We start from the raw sequence: 25,750 nt of genomic DNA, 5'->3' as shown, positions 1-25,750 counted from the left end.
ATCCCGGGCGACCACAGGTCGACCCGGGATCCATCGAAGGGCAGTGAACTCTACGATGGATCCCGGATTGGAAAGGCAGACTGTGTAAGATGGTTTGGCCGGCCGGGGACGGCCATCCCCAGCCGGCGCGGTCGAGATGCCGAGATCCCGGTCAGCCCTCAAGAGGTTGAACAGAGCAAGAGCAGTCGGCCGCACCCAAGCCAGTCCGAACAGTTGCACGGGGCTTTTGACCTCGCTTCCAAGCCTGGGATGCTTATGACCATGACACAGAACAGCCCCGTCGGCATCGACGTTTCCAAAGGCTGGCTCGACCTTGCCATCGCCAGCAAGGTCGTGCGGATCGACAATACCGCGCCGGCCATCCTGGCGCAGATCAAGCGTCTGCTGCAGGCCGGCTTCACCACCGTCGGCATGGAACCGACCGGCGGATATGAACGGCTTGCCGTCAGCCTGTTTCGCGAGGCGGGCTTCACCGTGCTGATGGTCGATAGTTGGCGCTGCCGTCAATTCGCCAAGGCACGCGGCAACCGCGCCAAGACCGATCCGCTCGATGCCCGCCTGATCGCCGATTTCCTCGTCGCCCACGAGGCCAGGCCCTTCCCAAAGCCCAGCCTCTCGCAGCAGGAGCTGACGCTCTGGTCGCGTGAGATCGCCCGGGCGCAAGCCTACCTCCTGCGCCTGCAGAACCGCCTCGATCACATCGAGGTCGAGGCCCTGCGCCGCGTGATCGAGACCGAGATGGACGCCATCCGCAGTACCGTGAAGCAAGCCCAGGCCGCCATCGAAGTGTTGATCGCAGCCGATGAGGAGTTCAGCGCCAAGGCCGAGCTCCTCGACAGCATGACCGGTATCGGACCCAACACCATCCGGGTCCTCCTCGCCGAGATGCCTGAACTCGGCCATATCGACGCCAGGAAGGCTGCGGCGCTGGCCGGCGTCGCTCCCTATCCGTACGACAGCGGCAAATCCCGCGGCATCAGCCACATCGAAGCCGGACGCGACGCCCTGCGGCGCAGCCTCTACCTCGCCGCCTTCGCAGCCAAGCTCCACAATCCCTGGGCCAAGGCCATCTATGACGGCCTGCGCAAAGCCGGCAAAGCCGCCAAAGTCGCCCTCATCGCACTCGCCAGACGTATCCTCGTCGTTCTCAACGCCATGGCGCGCAATCAAAAACCCTGGCAATTCAACAACAAAGCAAGCTGAACATGACAGTTGCTCTCCGCTTCGCTGCGTCCGGGATGACGGCGTGGTTCCGGTGACAACGGCCGTTCTAGGGCTTCAGGCTCAAGAACCGCGTCGGGATCGCCCCACGCAGGTTCTGCTCGAAGCCGACCAGCTTGGGCGAGACCAGGTTCTTGGTCGAGTAATACAGGATCGGGATCCAGGGCACGTCGGCGGCCAGGATCGCGTCAGCCTCGCGCAGGATCGCGGCGCGCTTGACGAGGTCGACCTCGTCGGCGGCGGTCTTCATCAGCTTGTCGAAGGTCGGGTTGTCGTATTTGCCCGAATTGAAGCCGGTATTGTCGCTCTGGAACAGGAACAGGAAGTTCTGCGGGTCGGAATAATCGCCGATCCAGCCATAGCGGGCGACGTCGAAATCGCCGCCGTCGCGCAGGAAGGCGAAATGCGTCTTGCCGTCGGTGTTGATGAAGGAGGTCTCGACGCCGATCGCCTTCCACTGCTCGGCGATGGCGATCATGGTGCGGCGGTTGTTGTCGGTGGTGTTGTAGCGCAGCTGGACCTTGAGCGGCACTCCGGGGCCGAAGCCTGCGGCGGCGAGCAGCTTCTTCGCCTCGTCCTCGCGGTCAAGCGGCGAGGCGTTCTTGAAGTCGGCCTCGGCGCGCTCGCCGTAATTGCCGATATTGGGCGGGATCACGCCATAGGCCGGCAGCATCGTGCCGCTCCAGATCTCGTCGGCGATGAATTCGCGGTCGATCACCAATGACAGCGCCCGGCGCACGCGGACATCGTCGAAGGGCTTCTTGGCGCTGTTGATGATCAGGAAATAGGTGCCCAGATACGGCCCGACCTTGACCTGGTCGCCGAGCTTCTCGCGCAATTGCTTGATCTGGTCGGCCGGGATGTCGGTGGTCAGGTGCAGTTCGCCGGCCTGGAAGCGGCGCGCCGCGGCGGCCAGATCCGAGGAGGGGTAATAGATCACCGTGTCGATCTTGACGTTGGCGGCGTCGTGGAAGGCCTGGTTCTTGTCGAGCCGGATATGGGAGTTGGGCACGAATTCCTTCAGCACATAGGCGCCGTTCGAGACCCAGTTCTCCGGCTTGACGAAGTCCTTGCCGAACTTCGCGACCGAGGCCGGATGGACCGGCAGCCCGCTCTGATGCGTCAACAGTTCCAGGAGATAGGGCGTCGGCCGCTCCAGCTTGAGCTCGAGCGTGTGCTCGTCGATTGCCTTCACGCCGAGATCCTCGAGCTTGGTGTCGGCAGCGGCCTTGTTGATCTTTTCGGCATTGAGGATGGGATAGAGGATATTGGCGTATTTCGCCCCGGTTTCGGGGTTCACCATCCGCCGCAGCGAGAACACGAAGTCAGACGCGGTGACCGGGTCGCCATTCGACCATTTCGCATTGCTGCGCAGCTTGAAGAGATAGGTCTTGCCGTCCGGCGACATCGTCCAGCTCTCGGCGACGCCGGGCACGACTTCGCCCTTCATGCTGTGGATGACCAGCCCCTCGGAGAGGTCCCGCAGCAGATGCGCTTCGGTGACCGTCGAGGTCTTGTGGGCGTCGAGCGTCTCGGGGTCGCCGTCATTGCCGCGATGGAAGACCACCTGCGCCGCGGCCGTCGCCGCGCCGGCGATGGCCAAGCCTGCGGCAAGGGCTGCGGCAAGCAGGAAGGGCGCGGCGCGGCGCGTGACGTCGAACATGGAAGCCTCCCCTGGCGGTGGCCGACTCTGCGGCGCACAGGCATCGTGGGGGAAGTAGAGCCCGGCTGTCAGCGCCTGCCAAGGCGTAAAAACAGGTCTTGGAGACCGACGGTTTGAATTGGAACAACTGCCGTGATGCTCGCCCTCGTGGCGAGCATCCACGTCTTGAACACAGACCTCGCCGCCGGAAGGCGTGGATGGTCGCGACAAGCCCGACCATGACGGGTGAGCCGGTGTTAATGGGTTCCGGGCTCGATCCTTCGGATCGCCCCGGAATGACGGCGCGGCTCCCGGAAAGCAGGCCTCAGCCAGCCACTGCGGCCGCCGCCCGTTCCTGCGCCTCGACCACCGCCAGCGCCGTCATGTTGACGACGCCGCGCGCCGTCACCGAGCCGGTGAGGATATGGGCGGGCTTGGCCGCGCCGATCAGGATCGGCCCGACGGGCAGCGCGTCCGCCAGCACCTTGGCGAATTGATAGGCGATGTTGGCGGCGTCGAGATTGGGGAAGATCAGGACGTTGGCGACGCCCTTCAGGCGCGACGACGGCAGCACGCGCTCGCGCACCATGGCGACGAGCGCGGTGTCGGCCTCCATCTCGCCATCGCATTCCAGCTCCGGCGCACGCTCGCGGATCAGGCCGAGCGCCTTGCGCATCTTGAGCGAGGAGGGCGTGTCGGCGGCGCCGAAATCCGAATGCGAGAGCAAGGCGATCTTGGGCTCGATGCCAAAGCGCGCGACATGGCTCGCCGCGAGCACCGTCATGTCGGCGATCTCTTCGGCGGTCGGATCGGCCTTCACATGCGTGTCGGCCAGGAAGAAGGCGCCCTTGTTGGTGATGATCAAGGTCATCGCCGAGATGTCGCAGACGCCGGGTTGCAGGCCGATGATGTCCTTGATGTGCCGCAGCCGCGAGAGATAGCGCCCCTCCAGCCCGGCGATCATGGCGTCGGCCTCGCCGCGCGCCACGGCCAGCGCCGCGATCACCGTGTTGTTGGTGCGCACCAGCGAGCGGGCGGCATCGGGCGTGATGCCGCGCCGGCCGGCGATGTCGAGATAGGTCTGGACGTAGTCGCGATAGCGCGGATCGTCCTCCGGATTGATCAGTTCGAAATCCCGGCCGGGCTTGATCGACAGGCCGAAGCGCTCGATGCGCGTCTCGATCACGCTCGGGCGGCCGATCAGGATCGGGATCGCGAGCCCTTCCTCGAGCGCAACCTGGGCGGCGCGCAGCACGCGCTCATCCTCGCCCTCGGCATAGATCACGCGCTTGGGGTCGGCCTTCGCCAGAGCGAAGAGCGGCTTCATGATGAAGCCGGAGCGGAAGACGAAGCGCGACAGATCCTCGCGATAGGCCTCGACATCCTCGAGCGGCTTGCGCGCGACGCCGGTCGCCATCGCGGCCTCGGCGACGGCCGGCGCGATGCGCAGGATCAGGCGCGGATCGAAGGGGTTGGGGATCAGCGAGGTCGCGCCAAAGGTCGAGGCCTCGCCGCCATAGGCGCGCGCCGCGATGTCCGAGGTCGCCTCGCGGGCGAGCGCGGCGATAGCGCGCACGGCTGCGAGCTTCATCGCCTCGTTGATCGTCGTCGCCTGCACGTCGAGCGCGCCGCGGAAGATATAGGGGAAGCACAGGACGTTGTTGACCTGGTTCGGATAGTCCGAGCGCCCGGTGCAGATCATCGCGTCCGGGCGCACGGCAAGAGCGTCTTCCGGCGTGATCTCGGGGTTGGGGTTGGCGAGCGCCAGGATCAGGGGCTTGGCGGCCATCTGCTTGGCCATCTCGGGCTTGAGCACGCCCGCGGCGGAGAGGCCGAGGAAGATGTCGGCGCCGCCGATGACCTCGGCCAGCGTGCGGGCGTCGGTCTCCTGCGCATAGATCTCCTTCCAGCGATCCATCAGCGTGTTGCGGCCCTTATGGACCACGCCTTCGAGGTCGGTGACCCAGATATTCCGGCGCTGGGCCCCGAGCGAGACCAGCAGGTTGAGGCAGGCGAGCGCGGCGGCGCCCGCGCCGGAGACGACGATCTTGACCTCGCCGATATGCTTGCCGGCGAGATCGAGCCCGTTCAGGACCGCCGCGCTGACGATGATCGCCGTGCCGTGCTGGTCGTCATGGAAGACCGGGATCTGCATCCGGGCCTTGAGCTGCTCCTCGATCTCGAAGCATTCCGGACCCTTGATGTCCTCGAGATTGATGCCGCCGAAGGTCGGCTCCAGCGCCGCGACGACCTCGACGAATTTCTCGATGTTCTTCTGCTCGACCTCGATGTCGAAGCAGTCGATACCGGCGAATTTCTTGAACAGGACCGCCTTGCCCTCCATCACCGGCTTGGAGGCGAGCGGCCCGATATCGCCGAGGCCGAGCACGGCGGTGCCGTTGGTGATGACGGCGACGAGGTTCTGGCGCGAGGTCAGTTCGGCGGCCTGGCTGGGATCGTCGACGATCGCCTCGCAGGCGGCAGCCACGCCGGGCGAATAGGCCAGCGCCAGATCGCGCTGGTTGCCGAGCGGCTTGGTCGCCTGGATTTCGATCTTACCGGGGCGTGGGCTGCGATGGTAGACGAGCGCGCCCGAGCGCATATCCGCCGACAAGGTACTCTTGGCCATCCCCACGCTTCCTTCATATCGCCGTCAACCCGAGCAAAGGGGGTCGCGCGGAAAAGCGGCGGCGTCAAGCGCGGGCAGGAGATGAAGGGCTTGCGCCGAGGCAAATTCTTCGGGCCCGGTTTCGAGCCCAGCTGCGAGTTCACCTGCCGAATGCAGCGTAGAAGCCCGCCGCCAGCCCAGCATGAATGGCTGATTAACAAGATCGGCATTGCGAAAAAATAATCATCCCGAAGCGCCATGGCAGCGCTGACCTATCGTTCCCACATGCCCGCCGCTCGGTCATTGGCCGGCTATTATTGGTGGCTATTCCTGGGAGGGGATGATGGACGCAATGCGATCAGCGTTCGACGAAGTCGTCACGCTGCGTCAGGCCAAGCAACTGATCCAGTGCATGGCGCATGAGCAGAGCTTTCTGCTGCTCTCGGCCCCGGGATTGGGCAAATCCGAGCTGGTCTATGAGGCGGCGCGCGAGGCCGGGCTGCCCTGCCGCTCGCTGCTCGGCACGCAGATCGCTCCCGAGGATGTGAGCGGTATTCCGCGCATCGTCGGCGAGCGCTCGGTCTTCTGCCCGCCGCGCGTCCTGCTGCCGGAGAAGCCCGAACCGTTCTGCCTGTTCCTCGATGAATTGCCGGCCTGCTCGCCCGACGTCCAGAAGGCGTTCTATTCGCTCCTGCTCGAGCGCCGGCTCGGCGAGCATGCCCTGCCGAAGGGCACCTGGGTGGTCGCGGCGGGCAACCGCCTGCAGGACCGCGCCCTGGTGCGGGCGATGAGCTCGGCCCTGGTCAACCGCGTCACCATCCTGCAATTGCGGGTCGATGTCGCGGAATGGCTCGCCTGGGCACAGCGCGCCGGCGTCCGAGCCGAGATCCGCAGCTTCATCGCGACGATCCCCGATGCGCTGATGCGCCCAGTGCCGGCCGAGCCGATGCCGTTCTCGACGCCGCGCGCCTGGGCGCTGCTGTCGCGTGCGCTCGACATGGCTGAGAAGGCCGGGCTGCTCAGCAACGAGACGCGCAGGGCGCTCGCCTTCGGGCGGCTCTCGCCGGAGGATGCGGTGGTGTTTTGCGCGCTGGCTGAGGATTCGATCGGCGCCGTGCGGCCGCTGGAGGAGTATCTGCGCAAGCCGGAGCTCCTGCCCAAGGGCGATTCCGCGCGCTGGTTTATCCTCGACTGCATCCGCCAGTTCGTCCGCGACGGCCGGGCAGATGGCATCAGGCCGCAGTTCATCAACCGCTTCCTGCGCGCTCTCTCCAGCGAGCATCAACTCCTCGTGCTCAACGACATGGTCGAGACATGGGGCGCGCTCGGGGCCGACCGCGCCATGTACGACCTCCTGCGCAAGGTCGCGGCGACGTGAACGACACTCCGGAGAGGTCTCTCGACGAACGCGCCACCCGCGACGAACGCGCCACCCGCGCGCGGATCGCGAAGGGCTTGCGGCTGGTCACAGCCCCGTTCCCGCATCTCTCGGGCCTCGCGGCGGCGGTGCGCGTCGAGATCGATGCGCGCGTGCCGACGATGGGCGTCTTCGCCTCCGGCCGGATGCTGGTGAACCCGTCTTTCACCGCGCGGCTGTCGGCGGACGATCTCGTCTTCGTGCTCGCCCATGAACTCCTGCATCTGGCGCTGCGCACCCATGACCGGGCGCGCGGCAGCGCCGCGCTCGAATTCAACTACGCCCATGACTACATCATCAACGACATGCTGCGGCATGCGTTGGGCACGACGACGATCCCGGCCGGCGGGCTCGACATGCCCGGCGCGCGCGAGAAATCGGCCGAGGAGATCGTCCTCGACATGCGCCGCAGCAGCCATTTCATGTCCTCCCGCACGCAGGTCTGGGAGGGAAAGGTCGCGACCGTCGAGCAGGTGCTCGGGGCGGCGCGGCAGGCGCCCGACGGCACGATGGGCGATGCGCTCGACGCCAGGCGCGAGCGCGAGCTCTTCCCCGAGGATACGACCGACCAGGCCGAGCGCAGCCGGGGGATCCGCGATCTCGCAGGGCGCGGCATGGTGCTGGCCAAGGCGATGGGCGCGATGCGCGGGCGCGGCGACGGGCCGGGCGGCACGCAGCAGCATGTCCAGGCGCAGCGCGGCCTCTACCGCACGCCCTGGCATGTCGCGCTCCAGACCTGGCTCGAAGGCGCGGCGCCGGGCGAGCGGACTTTTACCCGCGCCTCGCGGCGCGGCAACGACAGCACCGATGTCGTGATGCCGGGCCGCAAGCGCTATTCCTGGATGCTCAACGTCATCCTCGACACCAGCGCTTCGATGGGGGACGAGATCCCGCTCGTGCTCGGCGCCATCGCCGATTTCTGCGATATGGCCGGCGTCGACGAGATCCGCGTCGTCCAGTGCGACACGGTCGTGACCTCCGACGAGATCCTCTCGCCAGGCGGGCTCGCGACTTACGAGATCAGCGGCTATGGCGGCAGCGACCTGACGCCGGCGCTCGCCGCTTTGGCTGAGGATGGGCGCGTGTCCGCCGCAGTCGTCATCACCGATGGCGACATCTCCTACCCGACCGAGCCCGTTCCCTATGCGGTGCTCTGGGTGCTGCCGAAACCCTCCTCGACCTTCCAGCCGCCCTATGGGCGGGTCATCACCCTGCAGCCGGGAGACATGCCATGACAGGAGATACGCCATGAAAGTCGTCCAGGATCTGATCGCCTATTTCGACCGGCGCGGAAAGCTGTCGCGCCGGCAGCTCAAGAAGCTGCTCGACCAGAACTCCGTCGCCTCCGAGGCGCCGCCGAACATGCACGGCCTCTGCGAAGAGGTCGGCGCGGTCTATTATTTCCGCATTACGGGCGTGGTCGAGGGCCAGCTCTGGGGCACGGACATCTATAGCGGCGATTCGGCGCTTGGAGCGGCAGCCGTGCATATGGGGCTGCTGAAGCCCGGCAAGACCGGCGTCTTCCGGGTCACGGTGGTGACGCCGCCGGAAAAATTCCCCGGCACCGAACGTAACGGCGTGACCAGCACCGAATATGGCAGCTACCAATACGCGTGGCAGCTTTCGGCGATTTGACGCCGTGCTCGCACGAAAATGCCAGCGCTGACATGAACCCGAACACGGTCTTTTCAGGCAAAGTGACATATGTCATTATGGACATATGTCGGCGACGCTTTTGATCGATGATAAGATCGTATTGCCAGATGGTTGCATCGAGCAGATCAGGGTTTGGCTGTTGCCGCAGGCCAATTCCGAACGTCCGCACCGGCTGAAGTACTCGCTATTCTACGGCCGGCCGGGAGAGCGCATCATCGGCTACGATAATGAATGGGGCAAAGGCGACCATCGCCATTATCGTGGTGTCGAGGAAGCCTATGTCTTCACGACGCTCGAGGCTTTGCTGATCGACTTCCAGGCGGATGTCGCGGCGGAAAGGAAGCGCCATGAGTGAATTCAAGATCCGCGTCGAGAGCACTGACGATTTCTTCGTGCGTGCGAGGCGCGCGGCAAAACGCATCGATTCCGGCGACTATGGCGTGCAGGAGTTCGGGCTTAGTTTTGTAACGCCGCAGCTCTTGTTCGAATTGCTGAACGCCAATCGCTGGCAATTGCTCTCAGTGCTGCGGGGGCATGGTCCCTGGTCGATCCGGGCGCTCGCCGGTGCGTTAGGCCGCGACTACAAGGCGGTTCACACCGACGCAACGAAGCTTATCGAAGCGGGTCTCATCGAACGCGACGAGAAGGGGTTGATCAGCGTGCCTTGGACGAAAATCACCGCTGAACTCGGCGAGGAGGCCGCCTGATACGCCGCCTCAGAACGCCTTGAACGTAATGATCGTGTGCGTGTCGGAGATTTCGGGGATCGACTGCACCTTCTGGGCGATGAAATGGCCGATATCGACATCGGCCGCGACATGGAACTTCGCCAGGATGTCGTAATTGCCGGCGGTCGAGTAGATCTCCGAGGCGATCTCGCGGTCGGCGAGTTCACTGGCGACCGCATAGGTCTTGCCGAGCTTGCATTTGATCTCGACGAAGAAGGTCTGCATCGCGCGCTCCGAAAGGTGACAGATTCTCTGGATAGAACGTCTTCTCTGGATAGAACCGCGTGCGCTCCGAAATCAAGCGCCGGCGAGTTCGGCGATCCTGCGGCTCATGGCGCTTGTCGGGTCAGTGAGGTCGGCGAGCACCGTGAAATGGTTGGCCCCGGTGATTTCCCCGTAGCGGGTCTGCACGCCCTCGATGCCCCAGACATCGACGATGCGGCGGCTCTGCTTGAGATATTCCTCGCTCTCAGCCCCGCCGACGACGGCATCCATCAGGAGTCGCGACGGCGCCGGCCAGAAGAGCGGGCTTTCGCGCTCGGCGGCTTCCATGGTGAGGTTCAGGGCGCCGTTGATGCTGGTCTCGGTCAGCGGTTTCAGATTGTAGAGGCCGGAGATGCCATAAGCCGCCGGCACGAGCTTTTCCGGCAGGTCGGAGCCGACATTCTTCCAATCGGTCGCGAGCAGGCAGGCTGAGAGATGCCCGCCGGCGGAATGGCCGGCCGCGACGACCGGCAGGTTGAAACGCCGCCACAGCGCGGCGGCCGCCTGCTGCATCTCCCAGACGATGTGGCCAAGCTCGACCTGCGGGCAGAGATCGTAGCCCGTGACGGCGACGGGCACGCCGAGCTGGTTCAGCCCACGCGCCATATGCGAGAAGAAGCTCGGATCGAGCGCCTGCCAGTAGCCGCCATGGATGAACATCACGATGGCGTTGCCGCGGACGGCCTGGGGCTTGAACAGATCGTAATACTGGCGCGCGCTTTCGCCATAGGACACGCCGAGTTCGCAGACGGCGCCCTCGCGATAGGCCGCCGCGTCGCTGGCCCAGCCGGCGATGATGCCGGGATGCTCGGGCACGCGGGCGCGGTTGTTGTATTCGGTCTCATAGTCCGGCGAGGTTGCGGTCTCTGACATCAGCGGCTCGAAGGCTTCCCGGTTCCTGATTGCAGCCCGGATCGGCGCGGGCGAGCGCCGCTTTCATCGCAGGCCGTGCCAATCTGCGCCATCGCTTTTGACAGGTCGAGCGCCAAACGCCACAAGGCCACGCGCCGGCCGCATGACCTGGTCGGCATGACCTTGTCGCATAGTGGCCTGTCGGATATCGGAGCCTGCCATGGAAAATCCCGTTCTCGCCGAGGTCACCCGCGGAAACACCATCGAGTCGCGCCATCGCGGCGCGCTGATCGTGGTCGATGCCGATGGCGGCGTGGTCTTCTCGGCCGGCGATGTCGAGCGGCCGGTGTTCCCGCGCTCGGCCGTCAAAGCGATCCAGGCGCTGCCCCTGTTCGAGAGCGGCGCGGCCGATCGCTACGGCCTGAGCGAGCCGGAGATCGCGCTCGCCGTCGCCTCCCATTCCGGCGAGCCGCTCCATGCCGAGACCTCGCTCGCCATGCTTGGGAAGGCCGGGCGTGATGCCGGCTGCCTGGAATGCGGCGCGCATTGGCCGATGAACGAGGCTGCCGCCCGCGCCATCGCCAAGGCCGGGGCCGAGCCGAGCGCGCTGAACAACAACTGCTCGGGCAAGCATGCCGGCTTCGTTTGCCTGGCCTGCGGCCTGGACGAGGATCCTGCCGGCTATGTCGGGGCGGGCCATGCCGTGCAGCAGGCTGTGCGCGGGGCGCTGGAGGGCGTCACCGGCGCGGCGCATAGCAGTGATCGGATGGGCACGGATGGCTGCTCGATCCCCTCCTACGCCGTGCCATTGAAGGCGCTGGCACTCGGCTTCGCCCGTCTCGGAACCGGGCATGGCCTTGGCCCGGAGCGCGCCAAGGCGGCGGCCCGTATCCGCAAGGCGGTGGCGGCCCATCCCTTTATGGTGGCGGGAACCGGACGTTTCGATACCCGCGCGATGGAGCAGTTGCGCGAGCGCGCCTTCATCAAGACGGGGGCGGAAGGCGTCTATTGCGGCGCGCTGCCGGAGCTTGGCTACGGCATCGCGCTGAAATGCGACGATGGTGCGGGACGTGCGGCCGAGGTCGTCATGGCGGCACTGATCGCGCGCTTCCTGCCCTTGAACGAGGCGCAGGCGATAGCCTTCGCGCCGCTGCGCGAAGGCGTGCTGAAGAACTGGAACGGCATCGAGGTCGGGCGGGTGAGGGCGGCCGGCCTCTGAGCGACGCGGCGGATTGCCATCCCGCCTGATCGGGACGATCCTCGCCGCCTGATCACGGTGTATTGCCCATGCGAAAAAACGGTCCCCACTTTTTCGCGCAGGGCTCCTCTGGGCTCGGCCGCGATATCGTCGCCGGGCTGACGCTGGCGGCGATCACCATTCCCGAGCAGATGGCGACCGCGCGTCTCGGCGGCTTCGAGCCGCAGATCGGCTTCTTCGCTTTTGTGGCGGCGACGCTGGGCTTCGCCCTCTTCGGCGCCAGCCGCGTCCTCACCGTTGGGGCCGATTCGACGATCACGCCGATTTTCGCCGGGGGGCTCGCCGTGCTCGCCGCCAGCGGCGGCAATCTGAGCGTCACCGCGCCGACGCTGGCTGTCCTGGTCGGCGTGCTGCTTCTGCTCAGCGGCGTGCTGAGGCTCGGCTGGATCGCGGATCTGCTGTCGACGCCCGTCATCACGGGCTTTTTGGCCGGCGTGTCTGTCCATATTCTGGTGTCGCAACTGCCTGGCCTGTTCGGCCTTCCCGGCGGCAGCCACAAGCTCGTCTCGCAGGTCCGGGAGATCTACGCGCAAAGAGGCGCGATCAACCCCTTGTCGACGGCGATCGGCCTTTCCGTGCTGGCGATCATGCTGGTCTGCGAGCGCATCGCGGCGCGATTGCCGGGCGCGCTGATCGCGCTCGGGCTGGCGACGATGGCAGTGATGCTGTTTGGGTTGGAGGCGCGCGGCGTCGCGGTCCTGGGCGTCCTGCCCGAGGGTTTGCCGCCGCGCTTCAGCCCGGATCTTGGCTGGGAGGATTTCCGGCAGCTCCTGCCGCTGGCGCTGATCATCAGCCTGGTCGTCATGATGCAGACGGCGACCGTCAGCCGCTCCTTCCGCGATCCCGACGGGGCGGAGGCCAATGTCGGCCGCGATTTCCTCGGCCTGGGAGCGGCCAATCTGCTCGCCGGGCTGGCGGGCGCCTTTCCCGTCAATGCGAGCCCACCGCGAACCGCCGTCGTGGTCGAGAGCGGCGGCGGCAGCCAGCTTGGCGCGCTGACGGCCGCGGCCCTGGTGCTCGCTTTGGCGCTGGCGGGCGGCGCGCTGCTCGCCCATGTGCCGGAGGCGGCGCTGGCCGGCGTCCTGCTCTTCGTCGCCCAGCGGATCTTTCGGCTTGGCACGATCCTGACCATCGCGCGGCAGGCGCCGGCCGAATTCGCCCTGATCCTGTTCACTGCGCTCGCGATCATCCTTTTGCCGATCGAGACCGGGGTCGCCATCGGCGTCGGCCTGTCATTGCTCCACGGCGTCTGGATGACGACGCGCAGCCGGCCGATCGCGTTCAGCAAAATCGCGGGAACGACGATCTGGTGGCCGCCGGGCGAGGGCGGCGAGACTGAGCCGGTGCCCGATGTGCTCGTCGTCGCTTTCCAGGCGCCGCTGCTCTTCGCCAATGCGCAGAGCTTCCAGCACGGCATGCTGGACCTGCTCGAGCGCCAGCGCCCGGCGCTCCTCGTCCTCGAGGCAGGCAGCATCGCCGCGATCGACTACACCGCCGCCCAGTCTCTCCTGGCCGTGGCCGACGTCTGCCGCGACCGGGGCATCGCCTTCGCGATCGCCCGCGTCGAATCGGTGCGCGCCCGCCAGGCCCTGCAGCAATTCGGCGTCGTCGCCGCGATCGGCCAGGACCATCTCTTCCACAGCGTCGACGAGGCCGTCGGCGCATTGCGACCCGGCGCTCGAGGGGGCGTGGCTGGCGCTTGATGATTTCGGCTGGAACTGCGGCGTCATTCCGGAGCGGGCCGAAGGCCTGAGCCCGGAACCTCCCCGTCATGGTCGGCCTTGTGCCGACCATCCACGTCTTCGCTGGTCGAGGCTTGTGTTCGAGACGTGGATGCTCGCCACAAGGGCGAGCATGACGAGCTGGAGCGGCGCCGTGTCGATGGCAGCCGCCTCGCTTCAGCCGACCGCGTTGTTCTCCACCTTGACGCCGGTGGCCCTCGCATCGGCCGTCTTCGTCAGATCGCCCGTTACGGCCCGGCCATATTCGGTTCCCACCACCGCGCCATTTCTCGCCTCGGCGATGGTGTTGTTGGCGATCAGCGCGTTGCGCTCCTTCGGCACCAGCGAGACCGAGATGCCGATGCCGGTCTTGCGCACCATGTTGCCGGTCGCGACGAGGTTGCGCATGCCCCAGGACCAGCCGAGCGAGATGCCGATATCGCTGGCGTTCTCGATGACGTTGCCGGTCACCGCCGCTTCCGCCTCGACATGAATGCCGGCGCCGCCGATGAGCTCCTTGCCCTTCGGCGCAAAACCCTTTTGGGCGTTGCGGATGATGTTGTTGGCGACGACGGACAGCCTGCCGCCATGGTCGAGATTGGTGATGTTGGCGCCTTGGGCGCAATCCTCGACAAGATTGCCGGTGATGAGCGCGCCCTCGAAGGCGAATTCGCAGTAGAGGCCGACCTCGCCGCAGCGGCGGCCCTGGTTGCCGATGATCTGCACGCTGGAGCCGGAATTGTTGCGGATAAAGGTCAGTGCGCAATCGCGCAGGCTGTTGCCCTCGATGATGACGCCGCCGGCCTTGAACAGGCTGATGCCGTTGCCGTTGGGGCCGTCGCCGCCGGCATCCGAGCGGATGCGGTTGAGGCGGTTGCCGCGAATGATCGACTGGTCGTCCCCGGGCTGGCTGCGCCAGAGCTGGATGCCGTTATTGCCGCAATCCTCGATTTGGTTCTGCTCAATCGAAAGCCCGCGCGAATCCAGCGAGAACAGGGCGGCATCGCGCATGCTGCGGAAGCGATTTCCCAGGATGCGGCCGCCCGTGCGGTTCAGGCTCAGGCCGATCGAGCCGGCATTGGTGAATTCGCAATCCTGCAGGCTGAGATCCAGCACCTCATCCGCGCTCAGCAGGCCGGATCGCTGGGCGAGGCGGACATCCAGCCCGTCGAGCCCGATGCCGACGAGCGCGGCGCGCTTGATCCCGCGCGCCAGCAGGATGGGGCCGGTTTGCGCGGCCATGAACTGCGTCGCGCCAGTGACGCCCATGAGCCTGGCGCCCTCGGGCAGGGTCACATTGGCGATGCGGTATCGGCCCGGCGCGACGATCAGGGGCGCATCGCGCTTGGCCGCCTCGATCAGGGCGTTCTGCAGCACGCGCGACTGGTCGTCCGGCGAGCCTGCGCGCAGGCCAAACTGCGCGGCCTCCAGGCCGAACTGCCCGAGAGGAGAGGGGCTCGCCGCGCGCTTGGGCGCTTGCGCCAATACGCCGGGCGCATAGGCCATGCCTGTGCCAAAAAGCGCCGCAGCCAGCAGGGAACGCCGGGATAAAGCCATCGAAGCCTCCGTGAGCGCCGGGTGCTTCAAGCGGCGTGCCGTGGCGGCTGTCTCGCTTTGGGATGATGTCTGGGCCTGAGAGCATGATGATTTTCACCGGAACCACGCGTCATTCCGGGGCTTCGCGCAGCGAAGAGCCCGGAACCCAGAACCGTTGTCGCTGCCGAATGAAGCGGCCCCGTCGAGCACTTTTTCTTTTCCACCTGCGGTTCCGGGCTCAGGCCTGCGGCCTGCCCCGGAATGACAGCGGTGGTTCCAACTCAAGTCATCATGTTCTCAGGCTCTCACAGCCCCAGCGCCTGCGCGATCTCCTCGGCTGCGAGCGTCGGCGCGAGCCGGCCTGCTGCCACCGCCGCCTCCAGCTCGGGCGTGCGCGCTTTCAAGCCTGGGTCGTGGCGCAGTTTTGCCCGCAACCTGTCCTGCACCATCGCCCACATCCACTTCACATCCTGGCGGCGGCGCTTCTCGGCGATCAGCCCTTTCGCCTCGTGTCGGGCGCGATGGGCCTCGACCTTGCTCCAGAGCGCGTTGAGCCCCTCGCCGGTCAGGCCGGAGATGGTGATGACGGGGGGCGACCAGAGCGGGGAGGCGGGGGCGAGGATATGCAGCGCCGCCTGGTATTGCGCCGCCGCCGCGTGCGCCACGGTGGCGCCCGCGCCATCGGCCTTGTTGACCGCGATCATGTCGGCGAGCTCGATGATGCCCTTCTTGATGCCCTGCAATTCGTCGCCGGCATTGGGCAGCATCAGCACCAGGAAGAAATCGGTGAGATCGGCGACCGCCGTCTCCGACTGCCCGACGCCGACGGTCTCGACCAGGATGACGTCGAAGCCGGCCGCCTCGCAGAGCAGCATGGTCTCGCGCGTCTTGGCCGCGACGCCACCTAACGTGCCCGAGGAGGGCGAGGGGCGGATATAGGCTCGCGGGTCGATCGCGAGCCGCGCCATCCGGGTCTTGTCGCCGAGGATCGAGCCGCCGCTGCGGGTCGAGGACGGATCGACCGCCAGCACCGCGACCTTGTGGCCTTTGGCGGTGAGATAGCTGCCGAGCGCATCGATCATGGTCGATTTGCCGACGCCCGGCACGCCGGTGATGCCGACGCGGATCGCTCCACCCGCTTTGGGCAGGAGCGCCTGGATCAGCGCCTGCGCCTGCCGCCGGTGATCGGCCCGGCGCGATTCCACCAAGGTGATGCCGCGCGCCAGCGCCGCCCGCTCGCCGGCGAGGATCGCGTCGCCAAGCGCCAAGACGGACGCGGAGGAAACGGACGCGGAGGAAACGGAAGCGGAGGAGGAAGCGTCGCTCATGGGCTGAGCTAACAAGGCTTGGGCATGCGCGACAAGGCATCGCTCCCGTCGTCACTGTGTCATGGATACATCTTGATCATGCGCGGCTTGGGTGAGAGCTATGCGGGATGAGGCGTGTGCTGTTGCAGTTTCGTTTGACCCTGGTGCTCCTGCTGGCTTCGTTGGCGCTCTCCGCCTGTGGCGGGCAGCCGCGAACCCTGTTGCTGACCGCCTCGGAGAAACAGGGCGACATCGTCGGCAAGGTGCGCATCTTCGTCGCGACCACGCGGGCATCCTCCGACCTGCCGGAATATTTCAATGGCGAGCGCGGGCTGGCGCTCGCCTTCGCCAAGCTCGACATCACCGTTCCGCGCACGCACAAGGCCGGCGAGCTCGAACTGCCCGATGCCGGCGCTGCAGCTGATCCCGCGAAGCATTTCGCTGTCGTTGAGGTCGACCGCCTCGACCTGCCGCCGGTCGTCGCCGAGGTCAGGCGCGAGATCATGCGCCGCCCGGCCTCCGAGCGCGACGTGCTGGTCTTTGTCCATGGCTACAACACGAATTTCGCCGATGCGGCCTATCGCTTCGCGCAGATCGTCCATGATTCCGGCTTCAAGGGCGTGCCGGTGCTGTTCACCTGGCCCTCGCGCGGACAGCTCCTGCAATACCCCTATGATCGCGAGAGCGCCTTCTACTCGCGCGATTTCCTCGAAACGAACCTGCGCGCCATTTCGCGTGAGATCGGTACGACGCGCATCGACATCCTGGCCCATTCGATGGGGACGTTTCTGACCCTTGAGGCGGTGCGCCAGGCCGCCATTCGCGGCGACGGCAGTTTCGGCGGCAAGCTGCGCGACATCATCCTCGCCGCGCCCGATGTCGATCTCGACGTGTTCAAGACGCAGATGCGTCAGATCAAGCGGCCTGTCACGGTCTTCGTCTCGGCCGATGACCGGGCACTCGCCTTCTCCAGGCGCTTCGCCGGCGACAAGACGCGCCTGGGCGCGATCTCGTCCAAGGACACCGAGATCGTGGCGGAGCTGGAAAAGCTTGGCGCGCGCATCATCGATATCTCGGACATCTCGACAAGCGACAGCCTGAACCACGCGAAATTCGCGGCCTCGCCCAAGGTCGTGCAACTGATCGGCCGCCGCCTCGAGGCCGATAAAGGCATCGCGACGGCGGGACCGGGCCTGGGCGACAAGCTCGGGGACGTCGCCAGCGGCGTCGTCGGCACGGTTGGATCGACGGTCAATCTCGTGGTCACGGCGCCGGCTGCGATCGTCGGCCGCTGAGAGACCGCTCGAAATCTCAATCGGCCTCCAATTCTAATCGGCCTCCAATTCTAATCGGCCTCGAAGACGCCGCAATCTGGCCGCGTTAGCGTGGCGTTAAGGCCATGCTGGCCAACTCGGCCACCTCCGAACCTTTTGGATAGTCTTCACCCATGCCAGATTCGCGGCACGCATCCCTTTGCCGACGCTCCGTGCTGCTGGCGCTGCTGTCCACGACCCTGGCAGCCTGCGCGCAGACAGAGGCCGCCGTCTCGCCCTTCTCCGAGCCGACGCGCGCGGACGCGTCCGCCCTGGGCAAGGAGCCGACGCTCTTGGTGGTGACCACGCGCAAGCCGACCGGCGGCGGCCAGCCCTTCTTCGGTCCGGAGCGCGGGACCCTGACCTTCGCCGAGGCGCAGCTCTCCCCTCCCGGGCGTGGCATCGCCGGCAGGGTCTCCTCCGTCGTCAATGGCGATTGGGCCGTTCTCGGCCTCGATCGGCGGACCTCGACGGGAGCGGCCCGCAGCTTCGCCGAGGCCGTCAACGGCCGCGACGTACTGCTTTACGTGCATGGCTACAACGAAACCTTCGAATCCGCCGCACGCAGCGCGGCGCAGCTTTCGCACGCGCTCGAATTCCAGGGCCGCACGGCCCTGTTCTCATGGCCGTCCGGCGGTGCGCTGCTCGACTATGGCTATGACCGCGAGAGCGCGCTCTGGTCGCGCGACGGTTTCGTCCAGGCGTTGCGGGCCCTGGTCAACAACCCGACCGTCGGGCGCATCCATATCGTCGCGCATTCGATGGGCACCTTCCTGACGCTGGAGGCGCTGCGCGAATTGCGCACGGAGACCGATGTCTCCTCGCGCATCGGCGCGATCGTCTTCGCCTCGCCCGATGTCGATATCGACGCCTTCGAGCAGACGGTCTCGAAGCTCGGCCCGCTGGCGCAGCGCATGACGCTGATCATCGACCCGGGCGACCGAGCACTCGCCGTCTCCGCCCGCATCGCCGGCGGTGTCGCCCGCGCCGGCGCGGCCGAGCGCTCGCGGCTGGAGGCGCTGGGCGTGCGCGTCGCCGATACCTCGGGACGGGGCTGGAGCATGCTGCGCCACGACCTCTTCCTCTCCGACAACGAGGTCACGCTGGTGGTGCGCCGGGCGATGGAGCGCGTGGGCGCCTGACGGGCTTGCCCGTCATCGTCTCGCGGCGCAGGATCGCGCTAGGGCGCGCGATGATTCAAGGCACTGACGATGATCAAGCTCTCGACGATGGCGGCGATGCTGGCCGCCTGTCTTTCTACGTCTCTTGCCACACCCTTTGCCACGCCCCTGGCGGCCCATGACCTGACGCCGTTCCAGGAAGTCGGCCGCGGCCATGTGCTTTACGAAGACGTGTCGCCCGCAGGCTCGGAAACGATCAATATCGAGACCTATGTCCCGCAGGCCTGCGCCGGCAAGCCGTGCCCGCTCGTCATCGCGGTGCATGGCCTGGGGCGCAATGCCGCCAATACGCGCGACTACTGGATCGAGGCGGCCGATCGCCATGGCCTGCTGATCGCGGCGCCGCATTTCGACAAGGACCGTTTCCCGACCCGCCTGTTCCAGCAGGGCGGCGTCCAGGGCGAGCCCGACCGCGCGAAATGGCTCTATGCGGTGATCGAGCGCTTCTTCGACGCAGGCCTGAAGAGCGGTCGCGTCTCGGGCTCGACCTATGTGCTCTTCGGCCATTCCGCCGGGGCGCAGTTCGTCCACCGCATGGTGATGCTGATGCCGCAGGCGCGCTTCTCGACCGCCATCTCGGCCAATGCCGGCTATTACACGCTGCCCGTCGGCAAGGACGCGGCTGGCGGTTTCAGCTTTCCCTATTCGCTCGACGGCACGCCAGCGACAGAGGCCAATCTCAAGGCCGCCTTCGCCAAGCCGCTGCTGATCATGCTGGGCGACCAGGATACCGACCCCAACCATCCCCAGCTGAACACGAGCAAGGGGGCGGAGGCGCAAGGCCCCAACCGCTTCGAACGCGGCCAGAACTTCGTCGCGGTCGCCGCGACTGAGGCGAAGCGGCTCGGCGTCGAGAGCCGCTGGCGCGAGATCACCGTGCCTGGCGTCGCCCATGAGCAGAAGAAGATGGCGAGCGCGGCGGCGCAGGCGCTGTTTGGCGGGAATTAGGCTTCAATACCATCCGCGCCGTCATTGCGAGCGCAGCGAAGCAATCCGGGGGCCGCCGAGCTCTGCCGCCCTGGATTGCTTCGTCGCTTTGCTCCTCGCAATGACGGTGTGGCTCGGGCTTGGATCACTCCGCTAAAGCGGCGGTAGGCCGTTGCGTTTCTTGATGATGGCCAGCGCGAAATTGGATTCGACCGACTGGATGCATTTCAGGCGCGTTACCTTCTGCTTCAGGAAGCGCTCATAGCCCTCGATTCCGTCGGTCAGGACGCGCAGGTGATAGTCCTGGCTGCCGGTCATCAGATAGCATTCGGTGACCTCGCTCCAGCTTTCGACCGCCTTTTCGAACTCGGTGATGTTCTCCTGCGTCTGCTGGGAGAGGCGCACCGAGACGAAGACGCTGAAGGGCAGGCCATAAGCCTTGGGATCGACGATCGCGGCATAGCCCTTGATGACGCCGGTCTCCTCCAGCCGCTTCAACCGGCGCAGGCAGGGCGTCGGCGAAAGCCCGACCTTCTCGGACAGCTCCTGATTGGTGATGCGGCCGTCCTCCTGCAGCACGGCGAGGATACGGCGATCGATGGAATCGAGCATGGTCTGCTCCCGTTCGGCTCGTCATTGGCAGAAAGCTGCATCGAGAGCCTTTACGGCAATGATGATCGGTCATGCAATGCCGCCGCGAAAGGCGTAACCTGACGCTCACGAGCCATGGGCGAACCGTGCCGCCGCGGAGGACATAATCGATGAGCGAAGACAGCTATCACAAGGACCGGATCGCCAACCGCAAGCTCCATCCCGAAACGCTGATGATGGGCTTCGGCTATTCGCCGGCGATGTCGGAAGGCTCGCTCAAGCCGCCGATCTTCCTGACCTCGACCTTCGTTTTCGAGAACGCCCAGCAGGGCAAGGATTTCTTCGACTTCACCTCCGGCCGGCGCAAGCCCAAGCCCGGCGAAAAGCCCGGCCTGGTCTATTCGCGCTTCAACCACCCCAATATGGAAATCCTCGAGGACCGCCTGGCGATCTGGGACGAGGCCGAGAAATGCGCCGTCTTCGCCAGCGGCATGGCTGCGATCGCGACGACCTGCTTCGCCTTCCTGCGCCCCGGCGATACCGTCATCCATTCGCGTCCGCTCTATGGCGGCACCGAGACGCTGCTGAAGAACCAGATGGGCGCCTTCGGCGTCACGCCCTTCGGCTTCACCGATGGGCTCGACATTGCGCAGATGCGCGAAACCGCCAAGGCGGCCGCTGCCAAGGGCCGGGTCGGCATGATCCTGGTCGAGACGCCGGCGAACCCAACCAACGGGCTGGTCGATCTCGCCGCCTGCGCCATGATTGCCGATGAGCTGGAGAAGTCCCAGGGTCATCGCCCGCCGGTCGTGGTCGACAACACCATGCTCGGCCCGAAATACCAGAAGCCATTGAAGCAGGGCGCCGATCTCTCGCTGCTCTCGCTGACCAAATATGTCGGCGGCCACAGCGATCTCGTCGGCGGCTCGATCAGCGGCTCGGACGCGCTGGTGCGGCAGGTCAAGAGCTGGCGCGGTTCGCTCGGCACGCAGCTCGACCCGAACTCCTGCTGGATGCTGATGCGCTCGCTGGAGACGCTCGACATCCGCATGAGCCGCGCCAATGAGAACGCCAAGCTGGTGGCGGAGTATCTCTCCAGCCATCCGAAGGTGGCCAAGGTGCATTATCTTGGCGATCTCCGGGAGGGCGACCCGCGCAAGGCGGTGTTCGACCGGCAATGCACGGCCGCCGGCTCGACCTTCGCCTTCGATGTGAAGGGCGGCGAGAAAGAGGCCTTCGCGCTGCTCGACAACCTGCAGATCATGAAGCTCGCGGTCTCGCTCGGTGGCACCGAGACGCTGGTCTCGCACCCCGCCGCGATGACGCATTCGGGCGTGGCGAAGGAATTGCGCGAGGAGATCGGCCTGACCGATGCGCTGATCCGCATCTCGGTCGGCATCGAGAACATCGAGGATCTGATCTCGGATCTGGCGCAGGCGCTGGAGGCGGTCTGAGGCACGCTGGCGCGCGGCGGCTTCAGAACCCGCTGCAGCTGGTTTCCTGAATCGCGCAGATCTGGTTGAGCCAGGCCCGGAAGCGGCCCTGTGGCAGCCCGCTCTGCGCGGCTGCCGCGATATCGAGCCGTTGCCCCAGGGCGTCGCCGGCGGGCAGGGGGCCGAACTCGACCAGGGCCCATTTGCCCTGGCAGCCGATCAACCGTCCCACCGCCCGCAAGCCGTCATTGTCGAGCGTCAGCCCGGCCTCGGTACTCAGCACGATGGCGGCCTTTTCGTTCGGTTGAGCCCGGCCGGCCGGGCTTTGCGTCTTGACGGTGAGCTTCTGGCCGCTGACCCAGCCCCGCCCGCCATACATCGCCCGCTCGGCCGCGCCGGTCAGCTGCGCGTTGTCGCGGGCGTTGCGGATGCGGAACCAGCCTTTGGCGCTGGCCGTGATCTCGACCTCGACCATGACGGAGAGTCCATCGATCTCCTTGCTAAGCGTCACCGGCGGCAGACGCCCGACGATGCCGAAGCCCGTCCCCGGCCCCGAGCGGACATTGAGGCCGGCAGGGTCGGTCTCGGTGACGAAGGCGCCGATCGCGCAGGCGGCCTCTCCCGGCGGGGCCTCGATCGGGCGCTCCTGGGCGCCGGCCGCCGCAGCCGACCAGGCCGAGGCGATGATGGCTGCGGCGAGCATCGGAAAGCTCTTTCGGATCGGCGGCATGGGCATGGTTTCAGTGGGCATGGCGTCAGCGCGCGGCGTTGACGAGCACGTAGAACAGCGAAGCCGGCCTTCCGACCGTCGCGAGGAACGCCTTGTAGCGGTTCGTCGGGATGGTCTGGCAGCCGGCGGACCAGGTGTCGGGCTCGAGCACGCTGTCCTTGCCGCCCTGGTGGATAAACATCGAGGTGCCGGCCTTCTTGGCGTCGATCCGCTTGGGGTCGGCCGAGGTAAAGCGCCCGTCGCCATCGGTGTCGCGCTCGACGACCTGGGTGGTCTTGGTCTGGAAGGCGCGGGCGCCGACATGGCCCCCTGGTTTCTCGTAATAGTGATAGGTGCCCTCGATCAGCCGGCCGAGATCCTTGATCTTGTCGTTGTTGCCGTCTTCGCCGTCGATCTTGTTGAAATGCACGCCGCCATAGCGCCGGTCCTGCCGGCCACCGCCCTGCTTGCCGGCGGCGCGTTGCGAATACTGGGCGCCGGGCTCGGTGCAGATCGGGAAAATCGTCGATGTCCCTGTCGATCCGATCCTGCGCAGGACGACGAGCCTGTCGTCATAGGAGCCCTCGCCATGATGCGCGAGCGTGCTCGTTTCATTGCGCAGGGACAAAAGCGAGACCATGCCGCCCATGAAGTACATGCACGCCATCGGGCTGGCGAAACGCCGGAACACGGCGGCGTAGGCGTCGAATTCCTGCTTCGGTGTCTGAAAATAGAGCTTGTCGCCATCGGGCCTGCACAGCCGCACGGCCTCGATCCGCTCGTATATCGCCCTGTTTTCGGGCTTCCGCAGCGCGGCCTTGGCCGCCTTGCTCAAGCGGATATCGGCGGCTCGCCAGACATAGTCCCGAAGCGTCCAAGGTACGGTCTCGACCAGCGCCAGCCAGGCCTCGGCGTCGATCGTTGCGTGGCTGGACAAAGCCCTGTTCAATTGCCGGCCGAAAGCCGCGAAATCGAGCGGCTGTCCTTCCAGCCAGGGCGGCGGGCGATGCTCGTTGACCGCGGCCTGGTCCGCGACGACGGGCTGGTTCGAGACGACCGCCAGATGCGCCCGCGCATCGGCGCGCGGCTTGATGATCCAGGAGGGCTGATCGCGTCCGCCGATCGTCAGATCAGGCCACGGCATGCAATCGCTCCGTCATGGCAGGCCCTTGGCACCGGGCAGCTTCGGTTGGCAGCGGGTCGGAGCTAACCATGCGTCATAGGGCTGCGCAAGCGTGTCGGCGCCCGGAGAGCGTCATTCTCGGGCTTGCCCCGAGAATCTCATGACCAGAGAATCTCCTGACCAGAGGGCTCTGGTTTACGAGATGGTCGGGTCAAGCCCGAACATGACGCGGTGTTTCCGAGCATGACCGGCCTGCTCTAAAAACCCACCCGCCCCCAGCCCGGCAGCTTGAGGGCGGGGTGGCGCAGGTCGAGGCCGGCGACGAGGCCGAGCAGGTTGAGCTCCACGCCTTCGACCCAGCCCAGCGTCACGCCGGCAAGGCCATAAAGCGAGGCCTGCACGCCGGTGCGGCTGGGGGTCAGCCCGGCGAAGAGCCCCTCATCGCGCCAATCCTTGCCGATAGCCGTCGGCGGCAGGGCTTGGGCGAGTTCGGGAACCTCGGCCAGCACATGCTGGACGAAGCTGTTCGAGTTCGGGCCGGGCCAGGCGAGATAGCTGCCAGGCTCGGGATAGGCGTAGTCGGCGACAGCGGCGCGGATGCGCGGGATCATGCGTTCGGCTTGCTCACCCCGGATTTCGGCGACGGGTTCAGGCGCGTTGCCGAACCAGCGGCCATCGGCCTCGCGCAGATTGATGCGCACCGGCGTGCCCCAGCCGACGACGTCGAAGCGGGTGTAAGTGCTGGCGCCCTTCTCCTTCACCACGATCCAGGAGTGATGCGCGAAGATGCCGCGCCAGCGCCCGACGCGGGCGGCAAAGACATGGACCACCGCCTCCGGTTCGCTTGCGGCCGTCGGCAGGAGCCTCGCACTCGACCAGTCGGCCCCGCGCCAGTCGCTGGCATTGGCCTGTAGAGACCACCAGGCGGCGTGGGTCGCAACCGGCAGCAGGAACAGGATCGCGAAAAACGTGAGGAAGCGGCGCAGGTGATGCATGCGGCAGGATATGTGGCCGCCATGTTGCATCGCAAGGTCGTGGGCGCGGCGACTGCGCGTCGTGCCGCGATCACAATGACTTGAGGCGGGCGAGCAAGCTGCTAGCTTGCGCGGCGATTGCGACAAGGGGGAGTCGGGTTTCGATGACGGCGTGCGGTTGGGCGAAGGGAGTTCTCGCGGGCGCGGCAATGGGGCTTGCGCTGCTGGCCGGGCAGGCTGCGCTGGCTCAGAGCAAGGAGCTGCGGATCTATAACTGGTCCGATTATGTCGACCCCGAGGTGCTCGACGCCTTCAAGAAGGAAACCGGGATCACCGTCGTCTACGACACCTTCGACCAGATGGAGACGGTCGAGACCAAGCTGCTCGCCGGCAAGACCGGCTATGACCTGATCGTGGTCACGGCCTCCTTCCTGCCGCGCCATATCCCGCTCGGGCTCTATGTGCCGATCGACGCCAACAAGGTTCCGAATCTGAAAAACGCCTGGCCGGAGATTCAAGGACGGCTCGCCAAATATGATCCCGGCAACACATATGCCGTCGACTATATGTGGGGCACCACCGGCATCGGCTACAACGTCGCCAAGATCAAGGAGCGGCTCGGGTCTGACGCCGTGATCGACAGCTGGAAGATCATCTTCGAGCCCGAGCAGCTCAAGAAGCTCTCCAATTGCGGCGTGCATGTGCTCGACGCGGTCGAGGAGATGTTTCCGGCCGCTCTGCGCTATCTCGGGTTGAATCCGGATTCCAAGGCCGAGGCCGATCTCAACAAGGCGGGTGAATTGCTGCGCAAGATCCGGCCGCATATCCAGAAGTTCCACTCCTCGGAATACATCAACGCCCTCGCCAACGGCGATATCTGCCTCGCCGTCGGCTATTCCGGCGATGTGCTCCAGGCCAAGAAGCGGGCCGAGGAGGCCAAGAACAAGGTCGAGATCGCCTATGCCATCCCGAAGGAGGGCGCGCTGATGTGGTTCGATTCCTTCGTCATCCCCAGGGATGCCGGCAATCCCGAGGCGGCGCTGGCCTTTATCGATTTCGTCAATCGCCCGGCCATGGCGGCGAAGAACTCGGACTTCATCCAATACGCCAACGGCAACCTCGCCTCGCAGCCTTTGCTCTCGGCCTCGGTGCGCGGCAATCCCGGCATCTACCCGTCGGAGGCCGTGATGGCGCGGCTCTACACGATCACGCCCTACGACCAGAAGTCGCAAAGGCTGGTCAACCGGCTCTGGACCCGCGTCAAGACGGGCAAATGAGCGATCGGCAAA

The 25,750-nt window shown here is 66.1% G+C and carries 23 protein-coding genes; 13 read left to right on the top strand and 10 right to left on the bottom strand.

Annotated elements, in window-relative coordinates:
• Nucleotides 1-261 precede the first annotated feature (261 nt).
• Nucleotides 262-1,203 (top strand): IS110 family RNA-guided transposase, encoded by a 942-nt coding sequence (locus RMR04_RS21525; RefSeq protein WP_311909627.1) that lies wholly within the window; start codon nucleotides 262-264, stop codon nucleotides 1,201-1,203.
• Nucleotides 1,204-1,270: 67 nt separating this feature from the next.
• Here the strand turns inward: RMR04_RS21525 and RMR04_RS21520 are convergent, their stop codons facing one another.
• Together RMR04_RS21520 and RMR04_RS21515 are read right to left on the bottom strand one after the other, a co-directional pair.
• Nucleotides 1,271-2,884 (bottom strand): peptide ABC transporter substrate-binding protein, encoded by a 1,614-nt coding sequence (locus RMR04_RS21520; protein WP_311910418.1) that lies wholly within the window; start codon nucleotides 2,882-2,884, stop codon nucleotides 1,271-1,273.
• A gap of 304 nt (nucleotides 2,885-3,188) precedes the next feature.
• The gene (locus RMR04_RS21515) at nucleotides 3,189-5,492 is read right to left on the bottom strand and encodes an NADP-dependent malic enzyme (RefSeq protein WP_311910417.1); all 2,304 of its coding nucleotides are present in this window, start codon (nucleotides 5,490-5,492) and stop codon (nucleotides 3,189-3,191) included.
• Between the two features lie 331 nt (nucleotides 5,493-5,823).
• Between RMR04_RS21515 and RMR04_RS21510 the strand changes: the two genes are divergently transcribed.
• The 5 genes from RMR04_RS21510 (at nucleotide 5,824) to RMR04_RS21490 (ending at nucleotide 9,251) form a co-directional block, all read left to right on the top strand.
• Nucleotides 5,824-6,849 (top strand): AAA family ATPase, encoded by a 1,026-nt coding sequence (locus RMR04_RS21510; RefSeq protein WP_311910416.1) that lies wholly within the window; start codon nucleotides 5,824-5,826, stop codon nucleotides 6,847-6,849.
• Complete coding sequence (locus RMR04_RS21505) at nucleotides 6,846-8,123, top strand: vWA domain-containing protein (RefSeq protein ID WP_311910415.1); 1,278 nt, start codon at nucleotides 6,846-6,848, stop codon at nucleotides 8,121-8,123. Before RMR04_RS21510 ends, RMR04_RS21505 begins: the two co-directional genes overlap by 4 nt.
• A gap of 13 nt (nucleotides 8,124-8,136) precedes the next feature.
• Complete coding sequence (locus RMR04_RS21500) at nucleotides 8,137-8,523, top strand: LCCL domain-containing protein (RefSeq protein WP_311910414.1); 387 nt, start codon at nucleotides 8,137-8,139, stop codon at nucleotides 8,521-8,523.
• Nucleotides 8,524-8,683: 160 nt separating this feature from the next.
• Nucleotides 8,684-8,899: a toxin-antitoxin system TumE family protein gene (locus tag RMR04_RS21495; RefSeq protein WP_311910412.1), complete on the top strand. Its 216-nt coding sequence runs from the start codon at nucleotides 8,684-8,686 to the stop codon at nucleotides 8,897-8,899.
• Nucleotides 8,892-9,251 (top strand): HVO_A0114 family putative DNA-binding protein, encoded by a 360-nt coding sequence (locus RMR04_RS21490; protein ID WP_069690404.1) that lies wholly within the window; start codon nucleotides 8,892-8,894, stop codon nucleotides 9,249-9,251. The genes RMR04_RS21495 and RMR04_RS21490 overlap by 8 nt, the downstream gene beginning before the upstream one ends.
• Nucleotides 9,252-9,260: 9 nt before the next feature.
• Here the strand turns inward: RMR04_RS21490 and RMR04_RS21485 are convergent, their stop codons facing one another.
• Nucleotides 9,261-9,497, bottom strand: a complete 237-nt coding sequence (locus tag RMR04_RS21485; RefSeq protein WP_069690405.1) for an Lrp/AsnC ligand binding domain-containing protein — start codon at nucleotides 9,495-9,497, stop codon at nucleotides 9,261-9,263.
• A 72-nt stretch (nucleotides 9,498-9,569) separates the two neighbouring features.
• Nucleotides 9,570-10,409, bottom strand: a complete 840-nt coding sequence (locus RMR04_RS21480) for an alpha/beta hydrolase (protein WP_311910411.1) — start codon at nucleotides 10,407-10,409, stop codon at nucleotides 9,570-9,572.
• 199 nt (nucleotides 10,410-10,608) lie between these two features.
• Here RMR04_RS21480 and RMR04_RS21475 point away from each other — a divergent pair, with 199 nt between their 5' ends.
• Nucleotides 10,609-11,607 carry an asparaginase gene (locus tag RMR04_RS21475; RefSeq protein ID WP_311910410.1) on the top strand — a complete coding sequence of 333 codons (999 nt, stop codon included), beginning with the start codon at nucleotides 10,609-10,611 and terminating at the stop codon, nucleotides 11,605-11,607.
• 68 nt (nucleotides 11,608-11,675) lie between these two features.
• A complete protein-coding gene (locus tag RMR04_RS21470) occupies nucleotides 11,676-13,349 on the top strand; it encodes a SulP family inorganic anion transporter (RefSeq protein WP_311910409.1) in 1,674 nt (557 codons plus the stop codon).
• A gap of 195 nt (nucleotides 13,350-13,544) precedes the next feature.
• Here the strand turns inward: RMR04_RS21470 and RMR04_RS21465 are convergent, their stop codons facing one another.
• A complete protein-coding gene (locus RMR04_RS21465; protein ID WP_311910408.1) occupies nucleotides 13,545-14,924 on the bottom strand; it encodes a TIGR03808 family TAT-translocated repetitive protein in 1,380 nt (459 codons plus the stop codon).
• Nucleotides 14,925-15,208: 284 nt separating this feature from the next.
• Complete coding sequence (meaB, locus tag RMR04_RS21460) at nucleotides 15,209-16,171, bottom strand: methylmalonyl Co-A mutase-associated GTPase MeaB (RefSeq protein WP_410492145.1); 963 nt, start codon at nucleotides 16,169-16,171, stop codon at nucleotides 15,209-15,211.
• A 167-nt stretch (nucleotides 16,172-16,338) separates the two neighbouring features.
• Between meaB and RMR04_RS21455 the strand changes: the two genes are divergently transcribed.
• From RMR04_RS21455 to RMR04_RS21445, 3 genes are all read left to right on the top strand, one after another.
• Entirely contained in the window at nucleotides 16,339-17,505 is a 1,167-nt protein-coding gene (locus RMR04_RS21455) for an alpha/beta hydrolase (protein ID WP_311910406.1), read from the top strand.
• A 152-nt stretch (nucleotides 17,506-17,657) separates the two neighbouring features.
• Entirely contained in the window at nucleotides 17,658-18,665 is a 1,008-nt protein-coding gene (locus RMR04_RS21450) for an alpha/beta hydrolase (protein WP_311910405.1), read from the top strand.
• A 69-nt stretch (nucleotides 18,666-18,734) separates the two neighbouring features.
• Nucleotides 18,735-19,652, top strand: coding sequence for an alpha/beta hydrolase family protein (locus RMR04_RS21445; protein ID WP_311910404.1), 918 nt, complete (start codon nucleotides 18,735-18,737; stop codon nucleotides 19,650-19,652).
• Between the two features lie 132 nt (nucleotides 19,653-19,784).
• Here RMR04_RS21445 and RMR04_RS21440 read toward each other — a convergent pair whose 3' ends face one another.
• Complete coding sequence (locus RMR04_RS21440) at nucleotides 19,785-20,243, bottom strand: Lrp/AsnC family transcriptional regulator (protein WP_311910403.1); 459 nt, start codon at nucleotides 20,241-20,243, stop codon at nucleotides 19,785-19,787.
• A gap of 149 nt (nucleotides 20,244-20,392) precedes the next feature.
• Between RMR04_RS21440 and RMR04_RS21435 the strand changes: the two genes are divergently transcribed.
• Nucleotides 20,393-21,676: a cystathionine gamma-synthase family protein gene (locus tag RMR04_RS21435; RefSeq protein ID WP_311910402.1), complete on the top strand. Its 1,284-nt coding sequence runs from the start codon at nucleotides 20,393-20,395 to the stop codon at nucleotides 21,674-21,676.
• 22 nt (nucleotides 21,677-21,698) lie between these two features.
• Here the strand turns inward: RMR04_RS21435 and RMR04_RS21430 are convergent, their stop codons facing one another.
• From RMR04_RS21430 to RMR04_RS21420, 3 genes are all read right to left on the bottom strand, one after another.
• A complete protein-coding gene (locus RMR04_RS21430; protein ID WP_311910401.1) occupies nucleotides 21,699-22,358 on the bottom strand; it encodes an SH3 domain-containing protein in 660 nt (219 codons plus the stop codon).
• A 52-nt stretch (nucleotides 22,359-22,410) separates the two neighbouring features.
• Nucleotides 22,411-23,508: a hypothetical protein gene (locus RMR04_RS21425; RefSeq protein ID WP_311910400.1), complete on the bottom strand. Its 1,098-nt coding sequence runs from the start codon at nucleotides 23,506-23,508 to the stop codon at nucleotides 22,411-22,413.
• A gap of 236 nt (nucleotides 23,509-23,744) precedes the next feature.
• On the bottom strand, nucleotides 23,745-24,482 hold the full coding sequence (locus RMR04_RS21420; protein WP_311910399.1) for a DUF3750 domain-containing protein: 738 nt from the start codon (nucleotides 24,480-24,482) through the stop codon (nucleotides 23,745-23,747).
• Between the two features lie 143 nt (nucleotides 24,483-24,625).
• On the opposite strand from RMR04_RS21420, the gene RMR04_RS21415 reads away from it, so the two are divergent.
• On the top strand, nucleotides 24,626-25,738 hold the full coding sequence (locus RMR04_RS21415; protein WP_311910398.1) for a polyamine ABC transporter substrate-binding protein: 1,113 nt from the start codon (nucleotides 24,626-24,628) through the stop codon (nucleotides 25,736-25,738).
• Nucleotides 25,739-25,750 lie beyond the last annotated feature (12 nt).

This window comes from Bosea sp. 685 (genome assembly GCF_031884435.1).
Classification (GTDB): Bacteria; Pseudomonadota; Alphaproteobacteria; order Rhizobiales; family Beijerinckiaceae; genus Allobosea.
Note: the sequence above shows the minus strand (reverse complement) of the source record. Positions and strands in the feature narration are given on the sequence as shown.